24 protein-coding genes are annotated in these 25,788 nt (G+C 61.5%); 20 read left to right on the top strand and 4 right to left on the bottom strand.

The window, feature by feature from the left end; genetic code table 11:
* Nucleotides 1-103 precede the first annotated feature (103 nt).
* From KKY_RS18425 to KKY_RS18365, 13 genes are all read left to right on the top strand, one after another.
* Nucleotides 104-550, top strand: coding sequence for a type II 3-dehydroquinate dehydratase (locus KKY_RS18425; RefSeq protein ID WP_014132904.1), 447 nt, complete (start codon nt 104-106; stop codon nt 548-550).
* Entirely contained in the window at nt 547-1,482 is a 936-nt protein-coding gene (locus KKY_RS18420) for a 2-hydroxyacid dehydrogenase (protein ID WP_014132903.1), read from the top strand. Before KKY_RS18425 ends, KKY_RS18420 begins: the two co-directional genes overlap by 4 nt.
* Nucleotides 1,483-1,763: 281 nt before the next feature.
* On the top strand, nt 1,764-2,789 hold the full coding sequence (locus KKY_RS18415; protein WP_014132902.1) for an ABC transporter substrate-binding protein: 1,026 nt from the start codon (nt 1,764-1,766) through the stop codon (nt 2,787-2,789).
* 63 nt (nt 2,790-2,852) lie between these two features.
* Nucleotides 2,853-3,704 (top strand): ABC transporter permease, encoded by an 852-nt coding sequence (locus tag KKY_RS18410; protein ID WP_014132901.1) that lies wholly within the window; start codon nt 2,853-2,855, stop codon nt 3,702-3,704.
* Nucleotides 3,704-4,513: an ABC transporter permease gene (locus tag KKY_RS18405; RefSeq protein WP_014132900.1), complete on the top strand. Its 810-nt coding sequence runs from the start codon at nt 3,704-3,706 to the stop codon at nt 4,511-4,513. The genes KKY_RS18410 and KKY_RS18405 overlap by 1 nt, the downstream gene beginning before the upstream one ends.
* Entirely contained in the window at nt 4,503-5,630 is a 1,128-nt protein-coding gene (locus KKY_RS18400) for an ABC transporter ATP-binding protein (protein WP_041528897.1), read from the top strand. Before KKY_RS18405 ends, KKY_RS18400 begins: the two co-directional genes overlap by 11 nt.
* Nucleotides 5,627-6,628, top strand: a complete 1,002-nt coding sequence (locus KKY_RS18395; protein ID WP_014132898.1) for an NAD(P)H-quinone oxidoreductase — start codon at nt 5,627-5,629, stop codon at nt 6,626-6,628. The genes KKY_RS18400 and KKY_RS18395 overlap by 4 nt, the downstream gene beginning before the upstream one ends.
* Nucleotides 6,625-7,233 (top strand): glutathione S-transferase family protein, encoded by a 609-nt coding sequence (locus KKY_RS18390; RefSeq protein WP_014132897.1) that lies wholly within the window; start codon nt 6,625-6,627, stop codon nt 7,231-7,233. The genes KKY_RS18395 and KKY_RS18390 overlap by 4 nt, the downstream gene beginning before the upstream one ends.
* Before the next feature lie 49 nt (nt 7,234-7,282).
* Nucleotides 7,283-7,699, top strand: a complete 417-nt coding sequence (locus KKY_RS18385) for a RidA family protein (RefSeq protein ID WP_014132896.1) — start codon at nt 7,283-7,285, stop codon at nt 7,697-7,699.
* A 39-nt stretch (nt 7,700-7,738) separates the two neighbouring features.
* Nucleotides 7,739-8,413 (top strand): DUF1028 domain-containing protein, encoded by a 675-nt coding sequence (locus KKY_RS18380; RefSeq protein ID WP_014132895.1) that lies wholly within the window; start codon nt 7,739-7,741, stop codon nt 8,411-8,413.
* Nucleotides 8,414-8,443: 30 nt separating this feature from the next.
* Complete coding sequence (locus tag KKY_RS18375) at nt 8,444-9,388, top strand: LysR family transcriptional regulator (RefSeq protein ID WP_014132894.1); 945 nt, start codon at nt 8,444-8,446, stop codon at nt 9,386-9,388.
* On the top strand, nt 9,385-10,557 hold the full coding sequence (argE, locus tag KKY_RS18370; protein WP_014132893.1) for an acetylornithine deacetylase: 1,173 nt from the start codon (nt 9,385-9,387) through the stop codon (nt 10,555-10,557). The genes KKY_RS18375 and argE overlap by 4 nt, the downstream gene beginning before the upstream one ends.
* Before the next feature lie 404 nt (nt 10,558-10,961).
* Entirely contained in the window at nt 10,962-12,143 is a 1,182-nt protein-coding gene (locus tag KKY_RS18365; RefSeq protein ID WP_041528896.1) for a LysR family transcriptional regulator, read from the top strand.
* Here KKY_RS18365 and KKY_RS18360 read toward each other — a convergent pair.
* From KKY_RS18360 to KKY_RS18350, 3 genes are read right to left on the bottom strand one after another with little or no spacing between them, the layout of a single operon-like run.
* Entirely contained in the window at nt 12,140-13,219 is a 1,080-nt protein-coding gene (locus tag KKY_RS18360) for a 4-oxalomesaconate tautomerase (RefSeq protein WP_050811761.1), read from the bottom strand. The two genes, KKY_RS18365 and KKY_RS18360, sit on opposite strands and share 4 nt — an antisense overlap.
* The gene (locus KKY_RS18355) at nt 13,212-13,883 is read right to left on the bottom strand and encodes a 4-carboxy-4-hydroxy-2-oxoadipate aldolase/oxaloacetate decarboxylase (protein ID WP_014132890.1); all 672 of its coding nucleotides are present in this window, start codon (nt 13,881-13,883) and stop codon (nt 13,212-13,214) included. Before KKY_RS18355 ends, KKY_RS18360 begins: the two co-directional genes overlap by 8 nt.
* Nucleotides 13,883-14,614 carry a PIG-L deacetylase family protein gene (locus KKY_RS18350; protein WP_014132889.1) on the bottom strand — a complete coding sequence of 244 codons (732 nt, stop codon included), beginning with the start codon at nt 14,612-14,614 and terminating at the stop codon, nt 13,883-13,885. Before KKY_RS18350 ends, KKY_RS18355 begins: the two co-directional genes overlap by 1 nt.
* A 331-nt stretch (nt 14,615-14,945) precedes the next feature.
* Between KKY_RS18350 and KKY_RS18345 the strand changes: the two genes are divergently transcribed.
* The 5 genes from KKY_RS18345 (at nt 14,946) to KKY_RS18325 (ending at nt 23,079) form a co-directional block, all read left to right on the top strand.
* Nucleotides 14,946-15,821, top strand: a complete 876-nt coding sequence (locus KKY_RS18345) for an NAD(P)-dependent oxidoreductase (RefSeq protein ID WP_014132888.1) — start codon at nt 14,946-14,948, stop codon at nt 15,819-15,821.
* A gap of 315 nt (nt 15,822-16,136) precedes the next feature.
* Complete coding sequence (locus KKY_RS18340) at nt 16,137-17,927, top strand: gamma-glutamyltransferase family protein (protein WP_014132887.1); 1,791 nt, start codon at nt 16,137-16,139, stop codon at nt 17,925-17,927.
* 172 nt (nt 17,928-18,099) lie between these two features.
* Nucleotides 18,100-19,191: a tricarboxylate transporter gene (locus KKY_RS18335; protein WP_014132886.1), complete on the top strand. Its 1,092-nt coding sequence runs from the start codon at nt 18,100-18,102 to the stop codon at nt 19,189-19,191.
* 66 nt (nt 19,192-19,257) lie between these two features.
* The gene (locus KKY_RS18330; RefSeq protein WP_014132885.1) at nt 19,258-21,273 is read left to right on the top strand and encodes a tripartite tricarboxylate transporter permease; all 2,016 of its coding nucleotides are present in this window, start codon (nt 19,258-19,260) and stop codon (nt 21,271-21,273) included.
* Between the two features lie 147 nt (nt 21,274-21,420).
* Nucleotides 21,421-23,079 carry a thiamine pyrophosphate-binding protein gene (locus KKY_RS18325; protein WP_014132884.1) on the top strand — a complete coding sequence of 553 codons (1,659 nt, stop codon included), beginning with the start codon at nt 21,421-21,423 and terminating at the stop codon, nt 23,077-23,079.
* Here KKY_RS18325 and KKY_RS18320 read toward each other — a convergent pair.
* Nucleotides 23,070-23,975, bottom strand: a complete 906-nt coding sequence (locus KKY_RS18320; protein WP_014132883.1) for a LysR family transcriptional regulator — start codon at nt 23,973-23,975, stop codon at nt 23,070-23,072. The genes KKY_RS18325 and KKY_RS18320 overlap by 10 nt on opposite strands.
* A gap of 175 nt (nt 23,976-24,150) precedes the next feature.
* Between KKY_RS18320 and KKY_RS18315 the strand changes: the two genes are divergently transcribed.
* Together KKY_RS18315 and KKY_RS18310 are read left to right on the top strand one after the other, a co-directional pair.
* Complete coding sequence (locus tag KKY_RS18315; RefSeq protein WP_139305134.1) at nt 24,151-24,816, top strand: TetR/AcrR family transcriptional regulator; 666 nt, start codon at nt 24,151-24,153, stop codon at nt 24,814-24,816.
* Between the two features lie 33 nt (nt 24,817-24,849).
* On the top strand, nt 24,850-25,782 hold the full coding sequence (locus KKY_RS18310) for a TAXI family TRAP transporter solute-binding subunit (protein ID WP_014132881.1): 933 nt from the start codon (nt 24,850-24,852) through the stop codon (nt 25,780-25,782).
* Nucleotides 25,783-25,788: the final 6 nt, after the last annotated feature.

The following is a 25,788-nucleotide window of genomic DNA, read 5'->3' as shown; positions in this document are numbered from 1 at the left end:
CTCATGCTGGAGCAACGCCGGCAGCGTATCGCCTCGTCCGCATTCGCGGCCGGGGCGTATTCGTGCCGGTCCCCGGGGTGCCACAATACGCAAGGATCAACCCATGAAATCAGTCATGTTTCTCAATGGACCCAATGCCAATCTTTATGGGCTCGACGCGTCGGGCACCTATGGACGCCAGGGCCTTGCGCAGATCGAGGCGGCCTGCATCGCGCGCGCCAGCGACCTCGGATTGCGACTCGATTTCCGCCAGTCCAATCATGAAGGGGTCCTGATCGACTGGATTCAGGAAGCGCGTCAGAGTCACGACGGCCTGCTGATCAATGCCGCGGGCCTGACCTATACCTCGATCGCCATTCTCGACGCACTTCTGGCGTTCCCGGGACCGATAATCGAGTGCCATATGAGCAATATCTGGAAACGCGAGACGTTTCGCCATCACTCCTTCATTTCCAAGGCGGCGACAGGCGTGATCGCCGGCCTGGGGGCCGAGGGCTATTTCCTTGCCCTTTCGGCCATGATCGGGCTTCTGACAGAGGGTGCATCATGACCGATATTCTTGTTTTCTACAGCATGCTCGATCCGTTCGAGGAATGGCGCGATGCCATCGCCACGCATCTGGGCACGGAAATTCGTATCGAGCGGGCCGATGCGGTGTCCGATCCATCCCGCGTGCGCTTCGCCCTTGTCTGGAACCCGCCGACCGGCTTTTTCGACAAGTTTCCGAACCTTGAACTTGTGATCAATCTTGGCGCTGGTGTCGACCGGCTGGTTTCCCGTGCCGACCTGCCCGACATCCCGATCACCCGGCTCTCCGACCCGGAAATGGGGAAGATGATGGCGGGGTTCGTGCTGTTTTCCGTGCTTAGGCATGCGCGGGAGATCCCGCATTTCGAGGCGGCGCAACGCAACAAACAATGGTCTTATCGCCACCCACGCTCGGCCAGCGACATCAACGTGACCGTGCTCGGCCTGGGCGAATTGGGAGGCTTGGCAGCCACCGAGATCGCCCGGCAAGGGTTTAGAACACATGGCTGGGCGACGCGGCCCCGCGACTTGCCGGGCGTCGAGGTGCACTATGAGAACGCGGCTCTGCATGATCTTCTGGCCAACGCCGACATAGTCGTGTGCATGCTGCCGCTAACGCCTGCGACGTCAAAATGCCTGGACGCGGCGGCCTTTGCCGCCATGAAGCCCGGTGCGGCTTTCGTGAATGTATCGCGCGGCGAGGTGGTGGAAGAGCGGGCGCTGGTCGCGGCGCTGCAATCGGGAAAATTGTCGGGCGCGACGCTGGATGTGTTCGCCTCCGAACCGCTGCCGCCCGAACATGCCCTGTGGACGCTGCCCGGCGTTCTCATCACCCCACATCTTGCGTCGGTTGCCCTGCCCAAGAGCGCAGCGCCACAGATTGCCTTCAACATCAACGCGGTCCGATCGGGCGCGCCACTCGCCAATGTCGTGTCAAAACTGCGCGGATATTAGGCAGATTGTGGATTTGCCTTTCATTCAAGCAGTGTATTTTGCAGGCGTTGAGGCCAACTTTTTCCTTTGATTATAGAGTCTTATGGGAAAATTGGCCCTTAAACCTACGGACTGGAATGGAATTTGCAAATATGCCTTGGCGCGGCCTTGGGGCACCTTTCGGTCGGTGCAACGCAAGGCCGATCGAGTGATGAGACGTGAAGGGGAGCCGGCAACGCCTCCAAATGGTCAGACGACCGGGCAGTGCGCCACCATCATCACAGCGAGCTAGGGAACGAAAGATGAAACGCTTCTTGATCACTGCTGCGGTATCGACGCTCTTGTCGTCTGCCGCATATGCCGAAACCCTCGTCGTCAGCAGCTGGGGCGGCAGCTTCCGCGACCTGATCGACCAGACAATTGCCGCCAAGTTTACCGAAGAAACCGGCGTCGAAGTCGAGTTCATCACCGGTGGCACCATCGACCGGCTGAACCAGGCGATGCTGATGCGCGACATGCCCGAGAGCGACGTCACCTTCACAACTTCGCATATCGGCTGGCTCTACAATAACGACGGCCTTTTTGAAGAGCTGGACATGTCGCGCATTCCCAATGCCGCCAACCTGGTCGAGCAGGCCAAGATCAGCCCGTCCCATATCGGCGCCTGGGCTTATGTTTACACAATCGGTTACCTGCCCGACGCGTTGCCCGAAGGCTTCGCCTTCGAAAGCTGGGAAGACCTTTGGTCACCCGAACTCGAGGGCATGGTCGCCGCGCCCGATTTCGATCCTTCCCACATCATAGCCGTTGCCTCCAGGTTGGAGGGCGTCGACATCGAAGACTGGGAACAGGCGACCGACAAGCTCCTGGCACTGCGCCCCAACTTCCGCGCCTTTTACACCAATGACGCCAATTCCCAGCAATTGATGACCACGGGGGAAACGCCCGTCCAGATCCTGCTCTCCATGAATGCCTATTACATGCAATCGCAGGGGATCGACGTCCAACTCGCCATTCCCCAAGAGGGCGCAGTACTTGGTATCGATACCATGGGCATCACCGCAGGAACCGACAAGGTCGATCTCGCCTATCAGTTCATCAACGCCGCACTCGACCCCGAGGTGCAGGCTCAGATCGCCGAGATCAAGAAAGGCATCCCCGTCGTCTCCAATGTCGAGCTGCCCGAGGAGCTGGCCGCGCTGCCAGGCATCTTTACCTCGCCCGAGCAGTGGGATTCAGAAGCCCTGATCATTCCGCACGAACTGCGCGCCGAAAAGACCGCCGAATGGCGCCAGTGGTTCTCGGAAAACATGATCGCCGGCAACTGACCCCAACACCCCGGCGACACAGTCGCCGGGGATACCTCTCTATAAAAAAGCGGAAGTTTGCCGATGTCGAAACGGCCGTTCCTGGCTTGGTTTGTATCACCCTCGGTGCTGATTGCATTCGGTATCGCGGCATCCTTCCTTGCCATCGTGCAATACAGCCTGCGCGCGCATGTGCCCGGTTCGCTCGATCCTGGCGGGTTCACCCTCGACAATTTCACGACACTGCTAAAAACCATTTACGGTCAGGCCTTTCTCGACACCGCGCTGCTCTGTGTCTGGACCGCCCTGTTTACACTTCTCGTCGGATACCCCCTGGCCTATGCCCTGGTGCGCGCCAAATCGGCGCGCCTGCGCAGCGCCATTCTTCTCGTCTCGCTGACGCCGCTGTTTCTGGGCGAGATCGTCCGCACCTATTCGTGGATCATCGTGCTGGGCAATCAGGGCTTCTTAAACAGCACGCTGCTGCAGCTCGGCATCATCGATGAGCCGTTCAGCCTGATGTTCACCATGACCGGCGTGGTGATCGCGTTGGTCCATTTTACCCTGCCCATTGTGGTGGTGATGCTGGCGGCGGCGCTTTCCCATATCGACCGCAATCTCGAACGTGCCGCAACTTCGCTCGGCGCAGGCCGGATCCGGGTGTTTTTTACCGTCACCCTGCCCCTTTCGATGCCGGGCATCGCAGCGGCTGCATCCACCGCCTTCGCCTGGACCTTTTCCGCCTTCGCAACTCCTCAGATGATCGGCGGCGGCCAGGTGCAGACCATTTCGACGCTGGTCTATCAGGTGGGCTTTGCCTCCTTCAATTTCCCGCTTGCAGCCTCACTTTCGCTTTCGGGCCTGGCGTTCTCGATTCTCGTCATCGCCCTGTTCAACGCCGGCATCCGCCGCCTCGAACGATTTGGAGCGCACTGATGAAAAAGACGCTTCTCGACCAAGTTCTCGACTGGAGCGGCCGCGCACTGGTTGCTGCAATCCTTGGATTTGTAATGCTGCCCTTTATCGTTGTGGCCCTGGCCTCGTTCAACGACAGCGCCATTTTGTCCTTCCCGCCCGAGAACTGGTCGCTGCGCTGGTATGGCAACGCCTTCGGCTATTCGGATTTCGGCGATGGCTTGCTTAATTCGCTGAGGATCGCCGCCTTTGGAGCAACCATTGCGCTCGTTGCAGGTGCGGGCTTTGCCTATGCGCTTGATCGCTACGCGTTTCCCGGAAAGGCGTTTCTCAATGGCGTTCTGATGTCGCCGCTGATCATTCCCAACTTCACCATCGGGTTGGGTCTTCTGATCCTATCGGCCGCGGCCGGTATCCCGCGCACCATGTGGCTGGTCATCGCCGTGCATGTCATCATCGTGCTGCCTTTCGTCGTGCGCTCGGTCTATGTTTCGTTGCGCAACTTCGACCGCGCCTATGAAACGGCGGCCGAAAGCCTGGGCGCCTCACCGCGCCGGACGCTTCTGACCGTCACCCTACCGCTCCTGTTGCCCGGCCTGATATCGGGCGGGCTGTTTGCGGCCATCCTCTCGTTCAACGAATTCACCGCATCGCTCTTCGTGGTCAGCCAGCGCACGCAGACGCTGCCCGTCGCGATGTACAATTACGTCCGCGAATATGCCGACCCCACGCTGGCCGCCGTCTCGGTGATCTATGTCGTGACGGTGGCGCTCATCCTCCTGGTCGTCCACAAAATCTTCCGCCTCGAAAAGGTCCTCAATGTCGAGTGAGATCTGTTCCACCACGTCCTCTGGCACCCGCAGCGAGCATGCGGTGCAGATCGACGGCGTCAGCAAGTCCTTTAGCGGCGCCATCGCTCTCGAGCCGGTTTGGCTCAAGATCAAGCGCGGCGAGTTTCTGACGCTGCTCGGCCCCTCGGGCTGCGGCAAGACCACGCTGCTCAGCCTGATTGCCGGTTTCGTCGAAGCCGATGGGGGCGAGCTCTTCATCGAGCGCGAACTCGTCACTCAGGTGCCACCGCACCAGCGCGGGATCGGCATCGTCTTTCAGAACTACGCGCTCTTTCCGCATATGAACGTGGCCCAGAACGTCGCTTATGGCTTGCGCACAAGGCGCCTGCCCAGGGACGAGATCGACCGGCGCGTGCGTGAGGCGCTGGCATTGGTCAAGCTCGAGGATTTTGCCACCCGCCGCCCGCGCCAGCTATCGGGCGGACAGCAGCAGCGCGTTGCACTGGCCCGGGCGCTCGTCATCCAGCCGCGCGTCCTGCTGCTCGACGAGCCGTTTTCGGCCCTGGACCGCAATTTGCGCACTGCGATGCAGGTCGAACTCAAGGAAATCCAGTCCAGGCTCGGATTGACCACGGTTTTCGTCACCCACGACCAGAGCGAAGCGCTGAGCATGTCCGACCGGATCGCTGTGATGTCCCGCGGACGCATTCGCCAGATCGGCGCACCAGACGAAATCTACGATCGGCCGCAGAGCCTTTTCGTTTCAACTTTTGTAGGCGATGCCAATTGTTTTTCGGCCATTTTGACGGGCCACCGCGACGGCAAGGCGGATCTGCGGATCGGCGAGGCACATGTACCCCTTGTCACCTACCAGGACGAACTTCCCGCACCGGGCTCGGTGACACTCGTCGCCCGTCCCGAACGCTGTTCACTCACCGATGCCAACGAGCCGGGTGCCATTCGAGCAACCGTGGCGCTCTCGGTTTACCAAGGCAGCCATATGGAACTGCATCTCGATTGCGCCCAGGCCATCGGCGGCGGACGCGTCATGCTGCGCGTGCCCGCGGGCAAGCCTCTTTCGGCCGGCACGCCGGTCGGCATCGCCCTGCCATCCGAGGGTGCCGCGATCTATCCGCCAGAAAGCGTTGCAGCATGACCCGGACCATGCGTGCCGTCGTCGCACCGGTAGCCGGCGGTCCCGAAGTGCTTGAAATCGTCCAGCGCCCGGTCCCGTCTCCCGGTCCGGGGGAAATACTGATCCGCGTCGCCGGTGCGGGCGTCAATCGTCCCGACGTCATGCAGCGAACCGGCGCCCTGCCGCAGCCGACCGATGCGCCCGATATCTTTGGCCTGGAAGTGGCCGGAGAAATCGTGGAGACCGGTCCCGACGTGGACGGTTCTCTTATCGGCACCCAGGTAATGGCGCTGCTCAAAGGCGGAGGCTATGCAGAATATGCCATTGCCAAGGCGGCACATGCTCTGCCGATTCCGGATCGCCTGAGCCTTTTTGAAGCGGCCGCGCTACCGGAGGGGCTCTTTACCATCTGGCACAATCTTTTCGATCGCGGAAGGCTCACGCCTGGCGAGCGCGTGCTTATACAGGGCGGAGCGAGCGGCATCGGCACGCTGGCGCTGCAACTGGCGCTGGCAAATGATGCCGAGGTGATCGTCACCGCGGGCGGGACCGAAAAGTGTGCTCGGCTCGAGGCCATGGGCGTTCACGCCATCGACTATCGTTCGGCTGACCTCCCCGCCGAAGTGATGCGCCTTACCCGAGGTCGCGGCGTCGACGTCGTACTCGATATTCTGGGCGGCAAGACCGTCAACAATCATCTGGCCTGCATGGCGCCGGGTGGCCGGCATATCGGCCTGTCGTTCATGACGGGTGTCATCGCACCCATCGATCTGAGCCTGCTCATGCGCAAAGGGTTGTGGCTGAGTTCGTCGACCCTGCGGCCCAAGAGCGACGCGGAAAAGGCGGCCATCGGAGAGGAGGTAAAATCCCGCCTGCTCCCCTTGCTGGGCCCTCACAAGGTGCGGCCCGTCCTATCCGAAGTCATGCCGTTGAGCGCCGTCATCTCGGCGCATCGCCTCCTGGAAAGCAGCCGGAACATCGGCAAGATCGTCCTCGACTGCTCGGAGAACAGCCCATGAAGCTTACGCTCTACTGGGGCTCTGCCTCTCCCTTCGTGCGCAAGGTGATGGTCGTGGCCCACGAACTGGGCCTTTCGGGCCAGATCGAGCTCAGGACCAGCGCTGCCCATCCGATCGAGCGCGACATCGGCATCCGGGAATTCAATCCGCTAGCCAAGGTGCCCGCCGCGCGCTCCGACGACGGCACTGCGCTCTATGACAGCCGGGTCATCTGCGAATATCTGGATGCCGAGGCCGGTGGCGTGCTCTTTCCTGCCTCCGGACCGGATCGTTGGATCGCCCTCAGACGGCAGGCGCTCGCCGATGGTCTGCTCGATGCCGCTCTTCTGGTTCGCTACGAGACGCTGGCGCGGCCCGAATCCTTGCGCTGGTCCGTATGGATGGACAAGCAACTCGAAAAAGTCGCCGATGCGCTCGATGCGATGCATGCCGATCTTCCGCCACCCGACTGTCACGACATCGGCGCCATCGGCTATGCCTGCGCCTTGGGCTGGCTCGATTTCCGCTTCTCCGATCTCGATTGGCGGAAGGACCGTCCGGCTTTGGCCGATTGGCATGCCACTTTTGAAACCCGCCCCTCAATGATCGCGACGCGCCCATCCTGACGATGCGCGAGCGTATTTCCAACTTCTGCCAGAAAAGAAAGCCACCGACATGGCCCATCTCCGTCACCGCACGTTCAACACAAGGGACACCTATCCCGAGCAGAACCTCGATAACGACCTCGCGCAGGCCGTTGTCACGACCGGTGGGACCACCATTTACCTGCGCGGGCAGTGCCCGCAGGATCTCGACACAGCCCGCACCATCGAAAGCAGCGATCCGGTCGAGCAGACGCACAAGGTGATGAGCAACATACGCCAACTGGTGCAGGAATGCGGTGGCGAAATGGAGCACGTCACCAAGCTCGTGGTGTACCTGACCGATGTCCGCCACCGCGAAGCCGTCTATCGGACAATGGGTGAATACATAAAAGATGTATTCCCGGTCTGCACCGGTCTTGTGGTCGTGGCGCTGGCGCGACCGGAATGGCTGGTCGAGATCGACGCCACAGCCGTAATTCCGGACTGACGCCCCGCCCATTTCTTGACAGGCCCTTGTGAGGAACGCATGACTTTTTCCATTATTGGCCACTGCCCCGAAACCGGAATGTTCGGTGTCGCGATTTCCTCCTCATCGCCGGCCGTGGCGGCACGCTGCAGCTTTGCGCGCGCCGGTGTCGGGGCGGTCGCGACGCAGAATATCACCGACCCCCGCCTGGGTCCGCACGCGCTCGACCTCATGGAGCGGGGTGCGAGCCCATCCGAAGCGCTTTCGATCCTTGAACGCAGCGGCGCCCACATGGCCTATCGGCAGGTGCTCGCCGTGGGGCGCACAGGCGAAACGGCCATCTATTCGGGCGCTGAAGTGCTCGGCTCCTGGTCCGAGGCGGAGCGTCCGGACGTCGCCGCGGCAGGCAACCTTCTGGCAGACGCGGGCGTGCCCGAGGTCATGGTTCAATCCTTCGCCAACGATGCCGGTCCGCTCGGCGCGCGTTTGCTGGGTGCGCTGCGTGCCGGGCTCGAGGCCGGCGGCGAGGCCGGCCCCGTCCATTCGGCCGGCCTGCTTCTGGTCGACGCCCAAAGCTGGCCCCTGGCGGAGCTGCGCATCGATTGGACCGAAGATTGTCCCGTCGCTGCGCTGGAAGCGGCCTATACTGTTTATGAGCCGCAGATGGCCGCTTATGTCATGCGCGCGCTCGACCCACGCAGCGCACCATCCTATGGCGTGCCGGGCGACGAATGACGGTCAACCGCTAATCCGAAAGTCGACGCGATGCCTCTCCGATTTACACTGCGACAGCTCGAATATTTCGTTGCCGTGGGCGAAGCCGGCAGCATCGCTCTGGCGGCCGAAAAGGTCAACGTGACAGCGCCCTCGATGTCTTCGGCAATCGCCCAGCTCGAAGCCGGTTTCGGCGTGCAATTGTTTACCCGGCGCCATTCCCAGGGCTCGGTGCTCACGCCCACGGGGGAGCGCTTCATCGAACAGGCACGCGCCATTCTCGAAGCATCCGACAAGCTCAACGACCTGGCCAATATCTATACCGGCAGCGTGCGCGGGTCGCTGCGGGTAGGGTGTATGCGCACTTTCGTGCAATTGCTGGTTCCACAATTGCGCCGCACCTTCGAGGACAAGTACGAAAACGTCGATTTCACCCAGTTCGAAATGGATCAGGCGCAGATTTTCGATGCGCTTGGCTCGGCCCGTATCGATCTGGCCCTGACCTATGACCTCGCGCTCCCCAGCGAAATCGATTTCCGGCCGCTCCGTTCCCTGCCGCCCTATGTCATTGTCGATACGTCCCACCCCCTTGCACGCCGGCACACGGTGACCGCCAGGGATCTCCTCAGCCACGATATGGTCCTGCTCGACCTGCCGCACAGCTCGGACTATTTTCTGTCGCTGTTCCGACCTCTGGGGCAACGGCCGCGGATTGCCGAACGGACTTCGGACATCTCCATCCAGCGGAGCCTCGTGGCAAACGGATACGGGTTCGGTATCCAGAATATGCGGACGGTTTCGGAGTTGTCGATGGATGGGCGGCCGGTCAAATACATACCGCTCAAGACCGACGTGCCGCCGCTGCAACTGGGTCTGGCCATGGCGCGAGCGGCCCATGTCTCGCGCACCATCCAGGCCTTTATCGACCACTGTCACGAGGCCGCGGACGCCGGCAAACTGCCCGGTTTCGCCACCTGGCCCGAAACAGTCTCATGATTGCAAATATCACCCCGATCTTGTCCAGGCTGGTCGCCTTTCCCACCTTGTCCCGTCAGTCGAACCTGGCCCTGCTGGACTACGTCGAAGGCCTGTTCGTGCCTGCGGGGATCCGTGTCGAACGCTTTTACAGCGAGGACGGATCCCGCGCCAACCTTCTGGCCACCATCGGCCCGGGCACATCCGACGGCGTGCTCTTGTCCGGGCATTGCGATGTCGTTCCGGTCGACGGTCAAGACTGGTGTCATGACCCGTTCGCGCTCCACGAGGCGGATGGCAAGGCTTACGGCCGCGGCACCGCCGATATGAAGGGCTTCCTTGCGGTCGCCATACATACGATGCTCAATGCGTCGACACGCGAGCTGCGCCTGCCGCTGCAACTGGCGATTTCCTACGATGAAGAAATCGGGTGCCTCGGCGTGCGCGGCATGCTGGACGTGCTCGAACATCGATCCGACCGCCCCGCGTTCTGTATCGTGGGCGAACCCACCGGCATGCGCATTGCCACCGGACACAAAGGCAAGCGGGCTCTTCGCGCCTGCTGTCACGGCACCGCCGCCCATTCGGCCCTTGCTCCGACGGCACTTAATGCCTTGCACATGGGCGCCGCCCTCATCGCGCGTTTGCAGGACCGCCAGGAGCGGTTGCGCCTATCGGGTGCCCAAGACGGGGCTTACGACATTCCCTATTCGACCATCCATGTCGGCGTCATGGCCGGGGGCACCGCGCTCAACATCGTGCCCGAGCGATGCGACCTTGAAATCGAGATCCGCAACATTGCTCAGGACGACGCCGACAGCCTGCTCGGGCACATTATCGAGGATGCGGAGGCCGTGGCCGCGCCGCTCCGGGGTCGCTTTCCCAATGCGAGCATCGACATCGAAGACGTCTCGGCCTATCCAGGTCTCGACAATCCCCCAGGCGCGCCCATCGTCGCCTTGCTGCAAACGGCGCTCCGCACCAGCGAACCACCGATCAAAGTCGCATTTGGTACCGAAGGCGGCCTGTTTCATGAGCGGCTCAAAATACCGACCATAGTCTGCGGCCCGGGCCACATGGAGCAGGGACACAAGGCGAACGAGTTCGTCGAAATCGCTCAATTGGTTCAGTGTTCCGATTTTCTGTCGACAATCGTGGGCTGGCTGGAACCACAAACTTCGTTCCGCTAGAGCCGTTCAGGATTTGATTGAATCAAATCCTTGGCTCTAAGCCTTTGTTTTATCGCGTGTCCGAACCGCAAAACCGTTTCCACTTTTGCTGGACACGCTCTAAAGGCCGATGGCGGCTGCAGGGCGCGAATTCGGTGCGCGGCGGCGAGGAGGCATGGCGGATCGAATTGAGGGCGGAAATGCGCGCCCTCAATTCGATCCTGGTTCTCAAAATCGCTTGCGAAAGCTGGCCCCTGTCCAATCCGAACGGCAGGACAGCGTCGACCGTACACGACCAAGCAGACTTATTTTCGTCCACACGAAAAGCCGATATCGAGATTTCCGCGAGATGGCTGGCCTATCGGGCTGGCACAGGGCATAAGGTGGGGCGATCCCGACCTCGAGCGCGCGGTGCACGGTCAAAGATGGTACGACACGAGCTCAATCTGCGTCATTTGCGGCTCATGCTTGCCGTGGCCCAGACGGGATCGGTCACCAAGGCGGCGCAGATGTGCAACATATCCCAGCCCGCGGTGACCCAGGCGCTCAAGAAGCTCGAAGCCCATTTTGGCGTGCCGCTGTTCGACCGCAATCTCAATGGGGTCTTTGTCAATGGAACCGGGCGCATACTGGCGTCGCGCGTCGAGCGGGCCATGGGGTTGCTCGATGCCGCGGCCGGAACGCTCGGCACGGCGCCGCGGCTGACGGCCAGTACGGCGCGGTTAAAGGCGCTGGTCGAAGTGGCGCATGCTGAAAACTTTTCCATAGCGGCCCGCAATATGGGTATTGCGCAACCCACCATTCATCGGGCGATCACCCAGCTCGAAGAGGAGGTGGGGCGCTCATTGTTCCAGCGCACCCAGTTCGGATCGATCCCCACCCGATCGGGGCAGCTTCTGGCCCAGGCAGCCCAGCTCGCATTCGCGGAGTTGGCGCAGGCCGAAATGGAGATTGCCGAAGCGGTGGGGCGCGGCACGCTTTCGATCACGATCGGGGGCATGCCGCTTTCACGCTCCTATGTGCTGCCGGGAACGATCGCCGCGTTTCAGGCCCGGCACGCCGACGTTCATTTCCGGATTGTCGAGGGGCCCTATGACACGCTGCTGGCGGGGCTGCGCCGTGCCGAGATCGATCTGCTGTTCGGGGCACTGCGCAGTCCCGCTCCGGTGGACGACGTGATCGAGGAGCACCTGTTCAATGACGAGCTGGTGATCGTTTCGGGTCCAAACCATCCGTTGACCCGGGACGGGGCGCCCGATTTTTCCCAAGCGCTGGCGTTTCCCTGGGTGGTGGCCATTCCCGGCACGCCAGCCCGCGACCAGTTCGATGCCCATATCCTCAAGATGGGCGCAATGCTGCCGGCGACGCTTGTCGAGACCAGTTCGATGATCCTGATGCGCGAATTGCTGCACAAGGGCCCCTATCTGGGCGCGGTTTCACGATTGCAGGCGGAAAGTGAAATCGGCAACGGGCTGATGATCCCGCTGCCGCTGGCGATAGAGGAGAGCCGTCGCGCCATCGGACTGACCACACGGGCCAATTGGAAGCCCACCCCGATGCAGGACGAATTTCTCAACCTGATCCGAGCGGAATTCAAGAGCCGTTAAAACACCAGCCCGTCGGCCAGCTTGCGGGCAGTGCGCAGAACGCCGGCCGAAAGCAGCTCGTTATTGGCATCGAGCTTTGCGATGACCGTGAATTCGCCGGTCGGGTGCTCGACGGACATCGTTTTTTCCCGGCCCTGGGCAACTTGTGCATATCTGGCGGCCGGCCCTTCAGGCAGAAGACACGCGCTGGCGACGCTGACCGCGGCCAGAACGCCGATGGCGTCATGGCAGCGATGAGGGATAAAACTGCGTGTGGAAATGGCGCCGCCGTTTTGAGCCGGGCTGACCAGGGTCATCTTGGGAACGGACTTTGCCGAGACGTCCCCCAGATTCATCATCGGGCCGACGGCGAGCCGGATTTCTTCGAGACGCGCCTTAAGCTGTTGGCTGGCGTCGAGTTCGGCCGGGGTTTCGGTGCCGGTGATGCCGAAATCGGCCGCATCAAGGATCACGCAGGGCATGCCGTTGTCGATCATAGTCACTTCGACGCCGTTGACACTGTCCACGGCATTGCCGGTGGGCAGCAGGGCACCGCAGGTCGAGCCCGCCGTATCCTCGAAAACGATGGGCATGGGGGCCGAAGTGCCCGGAACGCCATCGATACGGGCTTCGCCGGAGTAATCGACGATACCGCCGGGAGTCTTGACGCTGGCGGTCGCGACCTGGCCGGTGTTTTCCATGAAGATGCGGACATCGGTGACCCCATCACGCGCTGCGACCAGCCCGCGCTCGATGGCGAACGGACCGACCCCGGCGAGGATATTGCCGCAATTCTGGCCGTCGGTGACGATGGGCTTGTCGACGAAAACCTGCAGGAACAGATAGTCGACATCGACGCCTTCACGCGCCGAGGGCCTGACCACGGCGATTTTGGAGGTCAGCGGATTGGCCCCGCCCAGCCCGTCGATCTGGCGCGGGTCGGGCGAGCCCATGATCCGCAGAAGCAACGCATCACGTTCGGCGATGTCGGTGGGCAGGTCGGACGCAAGGAAATATCCGCCCTTTGACGTGCCACCGCGCATCCACATCGCGCGCGTGCCTTCGGCCCGATCCCCGGACGCGATTGCTTCAGACATATTTGAGGCCTTTTTCCTTGAGCCGTTCGCGCATGGAGTAAATATCGAGACCGAGTTCGCCGGCGGCCAGGCGCTTGCGCTTGGCTTCCTCGTTTTCCACTCGCTTGCGTGACGCTTGCAAAACCTCTGCCGCTTCCTCGCGCCGGACCACGCACACCCCGTCATCATCGGCGACGATGATGTCGCCGGGATTGACCAGTTCGCCCGCGCACACGATGGGCACATTGACCGAACCGAGGGTTTCCTTGACCGTTCCTTGCGCAAAGATTGCCTTCGACCAGACCGGAAATTTCATTTCGGTCAGATCGGCGACGTCGCGGACGCCAGCATCGATGATGAGCCCCTTACAACCACGCGCCAGGGCGGACGTGGCCAGAAGGTCGCCGAAATAGCCGGCATCTGAGGGCGAGGTCGGAGCGAGGACGAGGATATCTCCATCCTTGAGCTGCTCGATGGCCACATGGACCATCCAGTTGTCGCAGGGCGGGGCCGATATGGTGACGGCGGACGCGGCCAGGCGCGCGCCGGAATAGATGGGGCGCATATAGGCGGCAAGAAGACCCTTGCGGCCCTGCGCCTCGTGCACGGTCGCCACGCCGCATTCGGCAAGGCCGGCCACGATTGCGGGATCGGCCCGCTCGATGTTCTGGACAACGACACCCATCAGAGTTCATCCACTGTGCGCGGGTAGATCGACTGGAAGCCTTCGGCGTATTTTGCCGCCCGACCGCCCGACTGGCCGCCCGAATTGCGCGCGAAATGGTTCGCACGGTTCTGGGCGACGTTCTCATAATAGTGCCAGAGATGTTCCTGGCCCTCCATGCACTGGATCGCCGCCCATTTGTTGTCCCACACCGGAGTGATGTCGAGGAAGGTGTCGGGTTTCCAATCCATCTGTTCGGTCTGGTGCGGCTCGAACAGATAGACCTGCGGCGCGCCGAGAACCTTTTCGCCGGGATTGTGGCCCCAGGCCTGCGCGATGGCGCGGCATTCGAGCGTCCACTGGGATACATACATATGGTCGGTGTTATAGGGATCGTATTTGGAATGGGTCATCATGAACGATGGCTGCACCTTGCGCATCACATCGACCAGACGGTCCTTGGCTGCACGGGTCATTTCCAGCGGGTAGTCGCCGAGATCGAAAAATTCGATGTCATGAACGTTCAGCGCCTTGGCCGCGTTTTCCGCTTCCCTGCGGCGTTCGGTCTTGACGGTTTCGAGGGTCATGCCCTCCTTTTTCCAGAGCTTGGCGCTCTCGCCGCGCTCGCCATAGGACAGACACACGACGGTGACGTCGTAACCGAGAGACGCGTGCAGCGCGATTGCACCGCCGCAGCGCCAGACGAAGTCTGCCGAGTGCGCGGAAACGATAAGAGCTGTCTTATTTGCCATTTATGTCTTTGTCCTCTTTCAGGGGCGGTTGGCCACGGCCATGCCTTGATCCATGGGCGCTTGCGCAAAATCGGGGCACGCCTCGAAGTTTCAGCAAAGTAAAGGACGGCGGCCCGATCCGACAAATTGATTCCCGGGTTCGTCGTATAATTTTGCGCTATATGCGGTGACGATCGACCCGCAGGCACACGGGCGATCCTGCCGCATTGCACTTTACGTTTCCCATGGAGCCGCTTTGATTCTGGGGCCCAAGGCATAATTGACGGCTATATGCCGTTGGCAAAGCTCGCCCAATGCCGCAACTTTCAAATGATACAAAGCTGGAGGAACCATGACCGACCCACACGGTAAATTCGACCTCGCATTGCGTGGCTTCGGCGAAGCGGCAACGGCCTTTGCATCGGGCTGGAACCGGGAGAAGCTGCATCGGCTGTGCGCATTCGACGAAAAGATCGACGATGCGACCGAACGTCCGGCGATTGTCGAGCGCTGCGATCTCAACGATGTCGTTTGCTGCGCAACGGCCCAGGAAGCCTATGGTGACGCCGATATTGTCGTCAGCCTGGTTTATGCGGACCGGGCACTCGATGCGGCACGGGATACCGCGCAATATCTGGGGCCGGGGACGCTTTATATCGACGGCAATTCATGTTCGCCGCAAACCAAGGCGCGTGCGGCCCATGTACTGGAGCCGGGTGGCACCGATTATGTCGACATGGCCATCATGGCCCCGGTCTATCCCAAAAAGCAGAAGACCCCGATCCTGTTGGCCGGCCCCAAAGCGGAACAAGCCGCAGCGGTTCTGGTGCAACTGGGCATGAGCCCGCGCGTGGTCGGCGAAAGGGTGGGCCAGGCCTCGGCCATCAAGCTCACACGTTCGGTCATGATAAAGGGTATGGAGGCCGTCATCGCCGAATGCTTTCTCGCGGCACGGCTGGGCGGGGTGGAAGACGAGGTTCTGGCCTCGCTCGAGGCGAGCGATCCCGACATCGACTGGAAAAAGAAACGCGCCTACACGATGGATCGCATGACGGTGCATGGACGCCGCCGGGCAGCCGAGATGGTGGAGGCGGCCAATATGGTGGCCGAGTTGGGCCTGCCCGACGACATGGCGCGGGCCACCGCGAAGTGGGAGCAGCTTCTGGGAGATTTGCCGATCAAGTCCGACTCGGTCGATGAGGTTCTTGCGGCTCTGGGCAAGTTCTGAGATTGGCTCCGGCGACAGCCGGATTTGCCCGAACATGTCCGGCATGGTCTATCTGGTGCCGCAAACCTAGAGCCGTTCAGGATTTGATTGAATCAAATCCTCGGCTCTAAGCCTTTGTTTTATCGCGTGTCCGAACCGCAAAACCGTTTCCACTTTTGCTGGACACGCTCTAGAGTTATTTCCGCTTTTCTTCGAAACGCTAAATCCTCTAAGTCTTTGTTTTGTCTTGCGTTCGAAGCGTTAAAGTGGTGTCCACTTTAACTGGACACGCTCCAGGCGGCCAATTGCTGCACCACGATTGCGCGAGGAGGAAACATGAACTTTACCACCCGGCCCGAACTTTCCGGGACCTTCGGCATGGTCGCTTCAACGCACTGGATCGCGTCGGCCACCGGCATGTCGATTCTCGAGAAGGGCGGCAACGCTTACGATGCGGCAGTAGCCACCGCGTTTGTCCTCAATGTCGTCGAACCGCACCTCAACGGCCCTCTGGGCGATCTGGTGGGGATGATCTGGCCACAGGGCGCAGACACCCCGATTGCCGTTTGCGGCCAGGGCACCGCTCCGGCGGGTGCGACCATCTCCCATTATCGATCCGAGGGGCTCGAACTGGTTCCAGGATCGGGGTTGCTGGCGACGGTCATTCCCGGGGCATTCGACGCGCTGATGCTCATTCTGCGTGACCATGGCACGATGGACCTCAAAGATGTTCTTTCTCCGGCCATCGGTTATGCCGAAAACGGGCATCCCCTGTTGCCGCAGGTCGCGGGCTCGATCGCGGGCATTGCCGAATTCTTCCGGACCGAATGGCCGAGTTCGGCGGCTGTATGGCTGCCGGGCGGGTCGGTTCCAAAGGCCGGCGAGCGCTTTGCCAACCCCGATCTCGCCCGCACCTGGACCCGCCTGCTCAGCGAGACGGCGTCGGTAGCGGACCGGATCGAGCGGATCGAGGCAGCGCGGGCCTGCTTTTATCGCGGGTTCATCGCCGAGGCGATCGAGGACTATCTTGGCCAGGCATGTGTGATGGATGCCACCGGAGAGCGGCGCAAGGGTGTGCTCCGCGCCGATGACATGGCTGGCTGGGAGGCCAGTTTCGAGCCGGCCATTTCCGGCTCTTACGGCCAATGGTCGCTGTGGAAGTGCGGACCCTGGACACAGGGGCCGGTGTTGCTCCAGGCGCTCAACATGCTCGAAGGAACAGGTATTGCTACAGCCGATCCGTGCGGGCCGGACTTTGTCCACACAGTGACCGAGGCGCTCAAGCTGGCTTTCGCTGATCGTGAAGCCTATTACGGCGACCCCGTTCATTCCGATATCCCGCTTTCTACCTTGCTCTCAAAGGACTATGCGGCGCAGCGCCGGTCGTTGATCGGGCAAACGGCATCGCTCGAGTTGCGTCCGGGCGTCATCGATGGATATGAAAGTCTGGCGCGAGCGGCGATCGCGCGCAGCGGCATGGCGGCGAATGGCGCGGACGGGCCTGGCACCGGAGAGCCGACGATGGCCCATCTCACGTCCCGTCGGGGCGATACGGTCCATTTCGATATCGTCGATCGGTGGGGCAACATGATTTCGGCGACCCCCTCAGGCGGATGGCTGCAATCCTCGCCGATCATCCCCGGACTGGGTATGCCGCTCAACAGCCGCGCCCAGATGTTCTGGCTCGAGGAAGGATTGCCGACGTCATTGGCCCCCGGGCGGCGGCCCCGCACGACGCTCACCCCCTCTATGGCGCAGACCCCGGACGGGCGGCGCGTGGCCTTCGGCACGCCGGGAGGCGACCAGCAGGACCAATGGCAGCTCAGCTTCTTTCTCCGGCTGGCCGATCACGGGATGAACCTGCAGGAATCCATCGACGCGCCGCTTTTCCATACCGGGCATTTGCAGGCTTCCTTTTATCCCCGGCGACTCAAGCGCGGGCATTTGCTGGTGGAGCCGGCCTTCAGCACGGAAACCATTACCGCGCTGAGGGACAAGGGGCACAGGATCGAGGTTTCCGCACCATGGGCAGCCGGGCGGCTGACGGCGGTCAGCCGGGAGCCCGATGGCATTTTCAAAGCCGCTGCAACGCCACGCCTTATGCAGGCCTATGCGATAGGACGATGAATATTATTCATTGATCCATGAGATCAAATAAATTCTATAATGATTTCCGCCGTGTCAGTCTGACGTGGTTCGTCGAGGAGGACGAACCTGTCGTCCGGGGCGCGGCCCGGGACGTGCAGAATTTCAAATCCATACGTGTCCCTGCAACCCAGCCGGGCACCGGGAGGAAAAAATGAAAGCACTCACACGGGGCCGCAAGGCCTTGGGACCTGTTGCGCTTGGCCTGATGGTGACAATCGCCATGCCTGTCAGCGCTCAGGACCTTTCGGGAAAAACCGTCGAGTTTGTCATACCGTTTTCAGAATCCGGCGGCTCGGCCGCATGGGCCAACTTCTTTGCCCCGCTCCTGCGCGAGCACCTGCCCGGAAATCCCACCACTGTGGTTCGCTACCGGCCGGGGGCCGGCTCGACGGCTGGCGCCAATTGGTTCCAGGAACAAACCATCGATGACGGCACACTCATCTTCGGCTCGTCAGGTTCCACACAGTTTCCCTATCTGCTCGGCGATCCACGCGTACGCTACGAGTATCGCGACTGGCAGCCCGTCCTGGCCTCAGGCACCGGTGGCGTCGTCTATCTGCCGCCCGATCTGGGCGAACGTTTCGATGGCGATTTCGACGATTTACAGGACGAGTTCTATATTTATGGCTCGCAGGGCGCAACGACACTGGACCTTGTCCCGCTGCTCTCGTTCAAGATGCTCGGGCTCGATGTCGAGCCGGTGTTCGGCGTCGAAGGACGTGGCGATGGCCGGCTGATGTTCGAGCGTGGCGAAGCCAATATCGATTATCAGACGTCTTCGGCTTACATCCAGAACGTCGAGCCGCTGATCGAGCAGGGCCTTGCCGTTCCCGCCTTTACGTTCGGCGCACTCGACGACGCCGGCAATATCGTTCGCGACCCGACCTTCCCCGATCTGCCGAGCTTTAAGGAAGTGTGCGAGGCGACGGCGGTCTGCGAAACCTCGGGCGTTGCATGGGATGCGTGGAAGGCGTTCTTCGTTGCCGGCTTTGCGGCACAAAAGATGGTGTTCCTGCCAGGAACGGCTCCCGAGGAGGTTGTTGAAATGTATTACACCGCCTTTGAGGAAATAACGGGCCGGGAGGATTTCCTCGAACTCGCCGAGGCCGAGCTTGGCGTTTATCCCCAGCTCACGCGCACCGCCGGACAGGGCGCTTACGAGGCGGCTATCTCCGTGCCGGATGAAGCCAAGCAATATGTGCTCGACTGGCTCGCCGAGCACTATGGCGTGACCATGGAATAAGTCACGAGAGCTCCCGGGAGACCGGGAGCTCTTTTTGTCCATCGCCTGCGACGACAAGAGGCCGCCATGGAAATGTTTTCAACCGCGTTGCCCCAGCTTGGCGACGCTCTCGCCCTCGTCCTTCGGCCCGAACAACTCATGTTCATGCTGGCGGGCGTCCTTTTGGGGCTTTCGGTCGGCGTGCTGCCGGGCCTTGGGGGCATTGCCGGACTTTCGCTGGTGCTGCCGTTCGTCTATGGCATGGATCCGGTATCCGGGCTTGCGTTGATGGTGGGGCTTGTTGCCGTCATTCCGACGTCCGATACGTTTTCATCGGTTCTCATGGGGATACCCGGATCATCGGCGTCTCAAGCCACCGTCCTCGACGGATTTCCGCTCGCCAAAAAGGGAGAGGCGACGCGCGCGCTTTCGGCGGCGTTCGTCTCATCGTTGTTCGGGGGACTGTTCGGCGCACTTATCCTGACATTTTTCATCTTCATCGCCCGTCCGATCGTTTTGAGCTTCGGGCTGCCCGAAATGATGATGATGACCTTCCTGGGCATGTCCATGGTGGCCATTCTTGCAGGGCGCTTGCCACTCAAGGGGGTGGTCGCTGGCGGGCTGGGCCTGATGGCGGGAACGATCGGCGCGGCCGGCGCCGGTGGCAGCCTGCGCATGACGACATACGATATTCCCTATCTCGTGGACGGTCTGCAACTCGTGATTGTCGGGCTTGGTGTCTATGCCATTCCCGAAATCGTTTCCCTGCTGCGCCAGGACAGGCCAATCTCCAAGACCGGAACGCTGGGTTCGGGCTGGATGTCTGGCATACGCGACTGGTGGACCAATCGCTGGCTCTCGCTGCGCTCGGCGACGATCGGTGTGCTGATCGGGGTCATTCCCGGTCTCGGCGGTTCGGTCGTCGACTGGATTGCCTATGGTCATGCTGTCCAGAGCGCAAAAAATCGCGACAATTTCGGCAAGGGCGACATTCGCGGAGTCATTGCTCCGGAATCCTCGAACAACGCCAAGGAAGGCGGTGGACTGGTTCCCACGCTGATGTTCGGCATTCCCGGCTCTGGCTCGATGGCGGTTTTTTTGGGTGGTCTTGCCCTGCTGGGGCTTTCGCCCGGGCCGCATATGGTGCGCCAGGACCTCAATGTGACCTATACGATCGTGTGGTCGCTTGCCATCGCCAATGTCATGGGCACGGCGCTGTGCATTCTCGCTTCCCGCCAGATCGCGCGCCTGACAACGATCCGATTTACCCTGCTCGCGCCCTTCCTTCTGCTCGTCATCACATTTGCGGCCTTCCAGGCGCAACAGTCGATCGGCGATCTGATTACGCTGGTCATCATCGGGGTGCTGGGCATCCTTTTGCGCCGGTTCGACTATTCGCGCCCGGCCTTCCTGATCGGGTTCGTCCTGGCCCATCAGGCCGAGAACTTCACCAATTCGGCGATCCAGATCGCCGGCGCACGGTTCCGGCGCGATCTTGAGACGGGGTTCGCATATATCTTCACGCCGATCACGATCACGCTTTTGGTAATTACGCTTGCGTCGATCTTCATCGGCATCAAACAGTCGAAAAACATCAGGGAAAACCTCGAGACGCCCACCGGCACCAAACGGGCGCCGTTGATCTTCCTTCTGGCAATCACGGCTTACCTGGCTGTCGCGGTGGCCGATGCCTGGTCGATCTCGCGTCTGGGCGACAAGGTCTTCCCGCTGGTCGTGGGCTCGATCACGCTTCTGGCCAGCATTGCGCTGCTGATCCGGATGCGGCTGAAGCCCGAGAGCGACGATGTGTTCATCGATTACGAAAGGGGGCAGGACGATGGCGGCGCCCCCCATGGCCTGTGGCGAACACTTGGCTGGTTCCTGGGCCTCGTGGTTCTGACGGGACTGTTCGGGTTCATCCTCGCGCTTGCGTTGTTCCTGCCGCTGTTCTTCCGCCTGCGGGCGGGTGTGAGCTGGTTCAAGACCGCCATTCTCTCGGTGAGCGGGATCGGCTTCATCCTCGCGCTGGCTTATATTCTGGGCCGCGATTTTCCGGGCGGAATGCTGCAGGCTTACACCAATTTCCCATGGCCGTTCAGATGAACGGCAAAGCGACGCGATAAGGGGGCGGAGGCGGCATCGGTTCGCTCCGACCCCTTGAATTCAAACGTGCCGAAACGGGATCGCGCGCCGCTTGACGCGGCGGAGGTGCCCGAGCCCTTTTTCAACATCCATGCAAATGAGCGACCTATGACGACCCTCAAGACCTATGACGTTCTCGCCAAGGCGTTTGTGCAGGAAGACGTGGATACCTGTTTTGCCCTGCTTGGCGACGCCAACATGAACTGGGGGACCACGCTCTCCACGCTGGGGGTGCGCATGATCTATGTTCGCCATGAGCACTGCGCCGTCGCCTCGGCGATGGCCTATGCGCGAAAAAGCGGAAAGACCGGTGTCGCCACCGTCACCTGCGGCCCGGGCCTAACCCAGCTCATGACGGCCCTGCCGGCTGCGGTACGGGCCAATCTGCCGCTGGTGATCTTTGCCGGGGAAGCGCCCCTCAAGTCAGGCTGGTACAATCAGGGGATCGACCAGGCGCCCTTCATCACCGCAACGGGGGCCATCTACCGTTCCCTGCACCATATCGAGCGGATGCCCGAGGCCGTGCGCGATGCGTTTCTGGATGCCCGCATGGCGGGTAAACCCGTGGTTTTGGGCGTGCCTTTCGATCTGCAGGATCGCGACTGGCCCGGCGAAATGGCCCTTCCCGCGCCTTCGGCGACCCTGATACCCGATGTCGGTCCGGTTCCACCGCATCCCGACGATATCGCGCGAGCGGCAGATCGGGTGGCCAGAGCCAAAAAAATCGTTGTCATGGCGGGCATGGGAGCCGTATCGGCGGGCGCGGGCCAGGCATGTAGGAAACTTGCCGAAAAATGCGATGGCCTTCTGGCGACAACGCTTCCGGCGCGTGGTCTGTTTTGCGACGACCCCTACTGCCTCGGCGTTGCCGGAGGCTTTTCGACCGAGGCGGGCCGTCAACTCATGGCGGAGGCGGACCTGATTATCGCCGTTGGGTCCATATTGGCGCATCACAACGCGGATGGCGGCAAACTTTTCGGCAGCGCACATGTGCTGCAGATCGATCTCGATCCCGTCACCGTAAGCCAGGGCCGCGTCGCAGCGCACAGCCATGTCCGGGCCGATGCGCGACTGGGTGTGGAGGCGCTCAATGAAAAGATCGAAGCGCGGTTGAACCATTGGCGCAATGAGGAAACAGCGCGGTTTATCCGGGAGACCCCGCCCGATTCCGAACACTTCCCGGCAGCGGGCAATCTTCTCGATCCCCGCGCCGTTGTCGCAGCCCTCGAAACCCACCTGCCGCCCGATTGGGAGATGGTCAATTCGTCGGGGCATTGTTCGTATTTCTTCGCTCAGATGCCCTCGCGCCCGCAGCACCGGTTCCTGACCATCCGCGAGTTCGGCGCGATCGGCAACGGCATCTCGTTTGCCATGGGCGTTGCTGCGGCACGACCAGACGATACCGTGGTGCTTTTCGACGGCGATGGCAGCCTGATGATGCATATTCAGGAGATCGAGACAATCGCCCGTCACGGCCTCAACATCCTGATCTGCATCCTCAACGATGGAGCCTATGGCTCGGAAATCCATAAGTTGCGCGCCGAGGGACTTTCGGACGAGGGCGCGGTCTTCGGGCGGTCCGATTTCGCTTCGATCGCCCGGGGCTTCGGCATTGGCGGGGAAACGATAACCGACCTTTCCGCCCTGCCCTCCTTGATCGAAGGCTTTCGCCGAAGGGGTGGCGCGGCGATCTGGGATTTCCCGATTTCGGATCAGGTGATTTCTCCCGTCATCCGACGGGCCCACCCACCGGTCACTTACGCCTGAGAGGTGTCGACGTCGGAAAGCCGGTTGCGGATCAGGGCAAGCAGGGTTTCGGCCGCGCCCGAGAGCGGAACGCCCCGGCGCGTGACGGCGACGACGGCACGCGAAAGATCGACATCCTCGAAAGCCAGGCCCACCAGCTCGTGGGGGGCCTGATACATGGTCAATCTCGGCAGGACGGTGATGGCCGTCCCGGCGGCTACGAGGTTCATAGCCGTTGCCGCGTTCTGGACCTCGAAGCGCCAGTCGAGTTGCCGGCTGACGCTACCCAGGGATTCCTCGATCAATTGGCGGTTAGTTGACTGTGTGCGGATGCGGACAAGTGGCTCGCCAAGGAGATCTTCACGCCGGACTGTCCGGCGTCCCGCCAGACGGTGGTGTCGGTTGACCAACAGGACGTAGGGCTCGGTGCACAGATATTCTGTCTCCACGTCCCAGGGCGTGGCACCGGTGATGGTGATACCGAACTCGGCCTCGCCACGTTGCACGGTGCTGACGACCGCGGCTGCGGGCTGGTCGAGCAAAATGATATTGAGCCCCTCGTTGGCCTCGGAAAAGGTCCGCATGAGACCGGCCAGATAATAGCCGGCAATTGTCGGAACCGAAGCGAAGACCACCTTGCGCATGGCTTCTCGGCCACTGTCGCGGATGGTGCCGTAGAGTTCGGCCAGGGTTTCGAGCTTGCCGCGCACCTGAGGCAGCAGTGCCTGACCAGCCATGGTCAATGAAACTTCCCGCGACGTGCGGATCAGCAGTCGCGTCCCCAGATCGTCCTCGATCTTCCGGATGCGATGGCTCAGCGCGGTCTGGGTGAGACTGAGCCGTTGGGCGGCCCGCGAGAAACTGCCCAACTCGGCCACCGCCACGAAGGCTTCCAGTCCAAGATAGTCAACGCGCATCGCTACCCCTCCCGATCCGGCGTCTTGCGCAGCAGTGCCTGCAAATCAGGTCCGCCGCAAGCGCTCGAGCTTATATGGAGAAAGCCGGCAGCGGCAATTTCTTGTTGACTCGCACAAGGAATTTGTACAGTTGTACAAGAAAGACGTACCAACGTCCGAACTGGGGAGATTCAGTTTGTCCCGAGGCAATGTGCGCGAAGCGCTGTTGAGTGCTGCGGTCACGCTGTTTTCGTCGAACGGCTACAATGCCGTATCGCTGCGCGAGATCGCCAAGGCCGCCGGCGCCAATGTCGGGAGCCTGACCTATCATTTCGGATCCAAGGCCGCGCTGCTGCGGGAAATCTATCAGCGTCATACCGAACCGATGAACAACCGGCGTATGGAATTGCTCGGCGAGGCCCGCCGCATCCACGATCCCGAAGAGCGCCTCATGGCAATCCTGCGCGCCTATGTGCTGCCGGCTTTTTCGTCGTCCTCGGATTTCGATGGCGGCGGTGTGGAATTCACCCGCATGCGCGCCGTTCTGTCGGCCGAGGGCAACGAGGATGCGCGCACCATTATCGCCGGCGCGTTCGATACGACCAGCCGCGCCTTTCTCGACTCAATCGCCGACTGTCTGCCCAATGCGGAGCGCGAAGGCCTTGTCTGGCGGAGCCATTTCCTGCTCGGCGCGCTCTATTACGCGCTTATCAATCCCGAACGTGTCACCCGCCTTTCAGACGGTGTGGTGGACGGAAACGACCGCGATACTGCGGTCAACCAGATCGTGGAGGCCAGCTTTGCCAGCTTCCGCTCTCTGGACACCAAGGGCCGTGCAACGCGGCCACATCATGCGGCCTGAGGGCCGATCTTCATCTCTATGGGAGGTTCCACGATGAACATTAAACAACTGCTCGCCGGCGCGGGCCTGGCGATCGGCCTTCTGGCCATGCCGGCTCTTGCCCAGGAGCGCGTCTCCATCGGTACGGGCGGCACGGGCGGCCTGTTCTACATCATCGGCGCCGGCATGGCCGAAGTGCTCAACCAGCACATGGACAACACAACGGCACGCGCCGAGGTGACCGGGGCCTCGGTCGAAAACATCCGCCGGGTCGCGGCCGACCAGATGACCTTCGGCTTCTCGTCCTCCTCGACGCTCTATGAAGCCAGCGTGGGCGAAGGCCCGTTCGAGGAAGCGCTTCCGGTGGCGGCAATGGCCTATCTCTATCCCGCCGTTCTCCAGATCGCGACCACCAGCGATACCGGCATCACCACCATGGAAGGGCTCGCGGGCAAGCGCATCAATCTTGGCCCTCCGGGGTCCAATTCGGCTGTTCTGGTCCAGCGCCTCATGGAAGCCTATGGCGTCTTTGACCCGGCTAACGCCCAGTTTCTGTCCTACACAGAAGGCACAGCGGCTCTGATGAACGGCCAGCTCGATGCAACGGTGGTCCTGGCCGGTGCTCCGACCGCCGCGCTTATCGATCTGGGTGCGCAGCGCGACATGGTGCTGCTCTCGATCGACGAGGAAACCGTGGCACCCATGATTGCCGAATATCCGTTCTATCAGACCTACGAGATGCCTGCGGGCACCTATGAGGGGCAAGACGAGCCGGTGATGGTCATCAACGATCCGGCGACGATCTTTACCAGCCAGTTTGCGAGCGACGAGCAGGTCTACGCCATCACCAAAGCGCTCTTCGACAATCTCGACGAATTGGCGCAGGTCCATCCCGAAGCGGCCAACATCAAGGTCGAAACGGCCGTCAACACTCCAATCGGCCTGCATCAGGGCGCTCAGCTCTATTTCGACGAACAGGCCCAGTAACGGAAA

Source organism: Pelagibacterium halotolerans B2, assembly GCF_000230555.1.
Lineage (GTDB): Bacteria > Pseudomonadota > Alphaproteobacteria > Rhizobiales > Devosiaceae > Pelagibacterium > Pelagibacterium halotolerans.
The sequence above is the reverse complement of the archived record's forward strand: the minus strand, read 5'-3'. Positions and strand labels throughout refer to the sequence as shown.

Excerpts from the sequence above, each read along its gene's own strand:
- KKY_RS18425 (WP_014132904.1), top strand. The coding sequence starts at position 104 with ATGAAATCAGTCATGTTTCTCAATGGACCCAATGCCAATCTTTATGGG.
- KKY_RS18420 (WP_014132903.1), top strand. The coding sequence starts at position 547 with ATGACCGATATTCTTGTTTTCTACAGCATGCTCGATCCGTTCGAGGAA.
- KKY_RS18415 (WP_014132902.1), top strand. The coding sequence starts at position 1,764 with ATGAAACGCTTCTTGATCACTGCTGCGGTATCGACGCTCTTGTCGTCT.
- KKY_RS18410 (WP_014132901.1), top strand. The coding sequence starts at position 2,853 with ATGTCGAAACGGCCGTTCCTGGCTTGGTTTGTATCACCCTCGGTGCTG.
- KKY_RS18405 (WP_014132900.1), top strand. The coding sequence starts at position 3,704 with ATGAAAAAGACGCTTCTCGACCAAGTTCTCGACTGGAGCGGCCGCGCA.
- KKY_RS18400 (WP_041528897.1), top strand. The coding sequence starts at position 4,503 with ATGTCGAGTGAGATCTGTTCCACCACGTCCTCTGGCACCCGCAGCGAG.
- KKY_RS18395 (WP_014132898.1), top strand. The coding sequence starts at position 5,627 with ATGACCCGGACCATGCGTGCCGTCGTCGCACCGGTAGCCGGCGGTCCC.
- KKY_RS18390 (WP_014132897.1), top strand. The coding sequence starts at position 6,625 with ATGAAGCTTACGCTCTACTGGGGCTCTGCCTCTCCCTTCGTGCGCAAG.
- KKY_RS18385 (WP_014132896.1), top strand. The coding sequence starts at position 7,283 with ATGGCCCATCTCCGTCACCGCACGTTCAACACAAGGGACACCTATCCC.
- KKY_RS18380 (WP_014132895.1), top strand. The coding sequence starts at position 7,739 with ATGACTTTTTCCATTATTGGCCACTGCCCCGAAACCGGAATGTTCGGT.
- KKY_RS18375 (WP_014132894.1), top strand. The coding sequence starts at position 8,444 with ATGCCTCTCCGATTTACACTGCGACAGCTCGAATATTTCGTTGCCGTG.
- argE (WP_014132893.1), top strand. The coding sequence starts at position 9,385 with ATGATTGCAAATATCACCCCGATCTTGTCCAGGCTGGTCGCCTTTCCC.
- KKY_RS18365 (WP_041528896.1), top strand. The coding sequence starts at position 10,962 with ATGGTACGACACGAGCTCAATCTGCGTCATTTGCGGCTCATGCTTGCC.
- KKY_RS18360 (WP_050811761.1), bottom strand. The coding sequence starts at position 13,219 with ATGTCTGAAGCAATCGCGTCCGGGGATCGGGCCGAAGGCACGCGCGCG.
- KKY_RS18355 (WP_014132890.1), bottom strand. The coding sequence starts at position 13,883 with ATGGGTGTCGTTGTCCAGAACATCGAGCGGGCCGATCCCGCAATCGTG.
- KKY_RS18350 (WP_014132889.1), bottom strand. The coding sequence starts at position 14,614 with ATGGCAAATAAGACAGCTCTTATCGTTTCCGCGCACTCGGCAGACTTC.
- KKY_RS18345 (WP_014132888.1), top strand. The coding sequence starts at position 14,946 with ATGACCGACCCACACGGTAAATTCGACCTCGCATTGCGTGGCTTCGGC.
- KKY_RS18340 (WP_014132887.1), top strand. The coding sequence starts at position 16,137 with ATGAACTTTACCACCCGGCCCGAACTTTCCGGGACCTTCGGCATGGTC.
- KKY_RS18335 (WP_014132886.1), top strand. The coding sequence starts at position 18,100 with ATGAAAGCACTCACACGGGGCCGCAAGGCCTTGGGACCTGTTGCGCTT.
- KKY_RS18330 (WP_014132885.1), top strand. The coding sequence starts at position 19,258 with ATGGAAATGTTTTCAACCGCGTTGCCCCAGCTTGGCGACGCTCTCGCC.
- KKY_RS18325 (WP_014132884.1), top strand. The coding sequence starts at position 21,421 with ATGACGACCCTCAAGACCTATGACGTTCTCGCCAAGGCGTTTGTGCAG.
- KKY_RS18320 (WP_014132883.1), bottom strand. The coding sequence starts at position 23,975 with ATGCGCGTTGACTATCTTGGACTGGAAGCCTTCGTGGCGGTGGCCGAG.
- KKY_RS18310 (WP_014132881.1), top strand. The coding sequence starts at position 24,850 with ATGAACATTAAACAACTGCTCGCCGGCGCGGGCCTGGCGATCGGCCTT.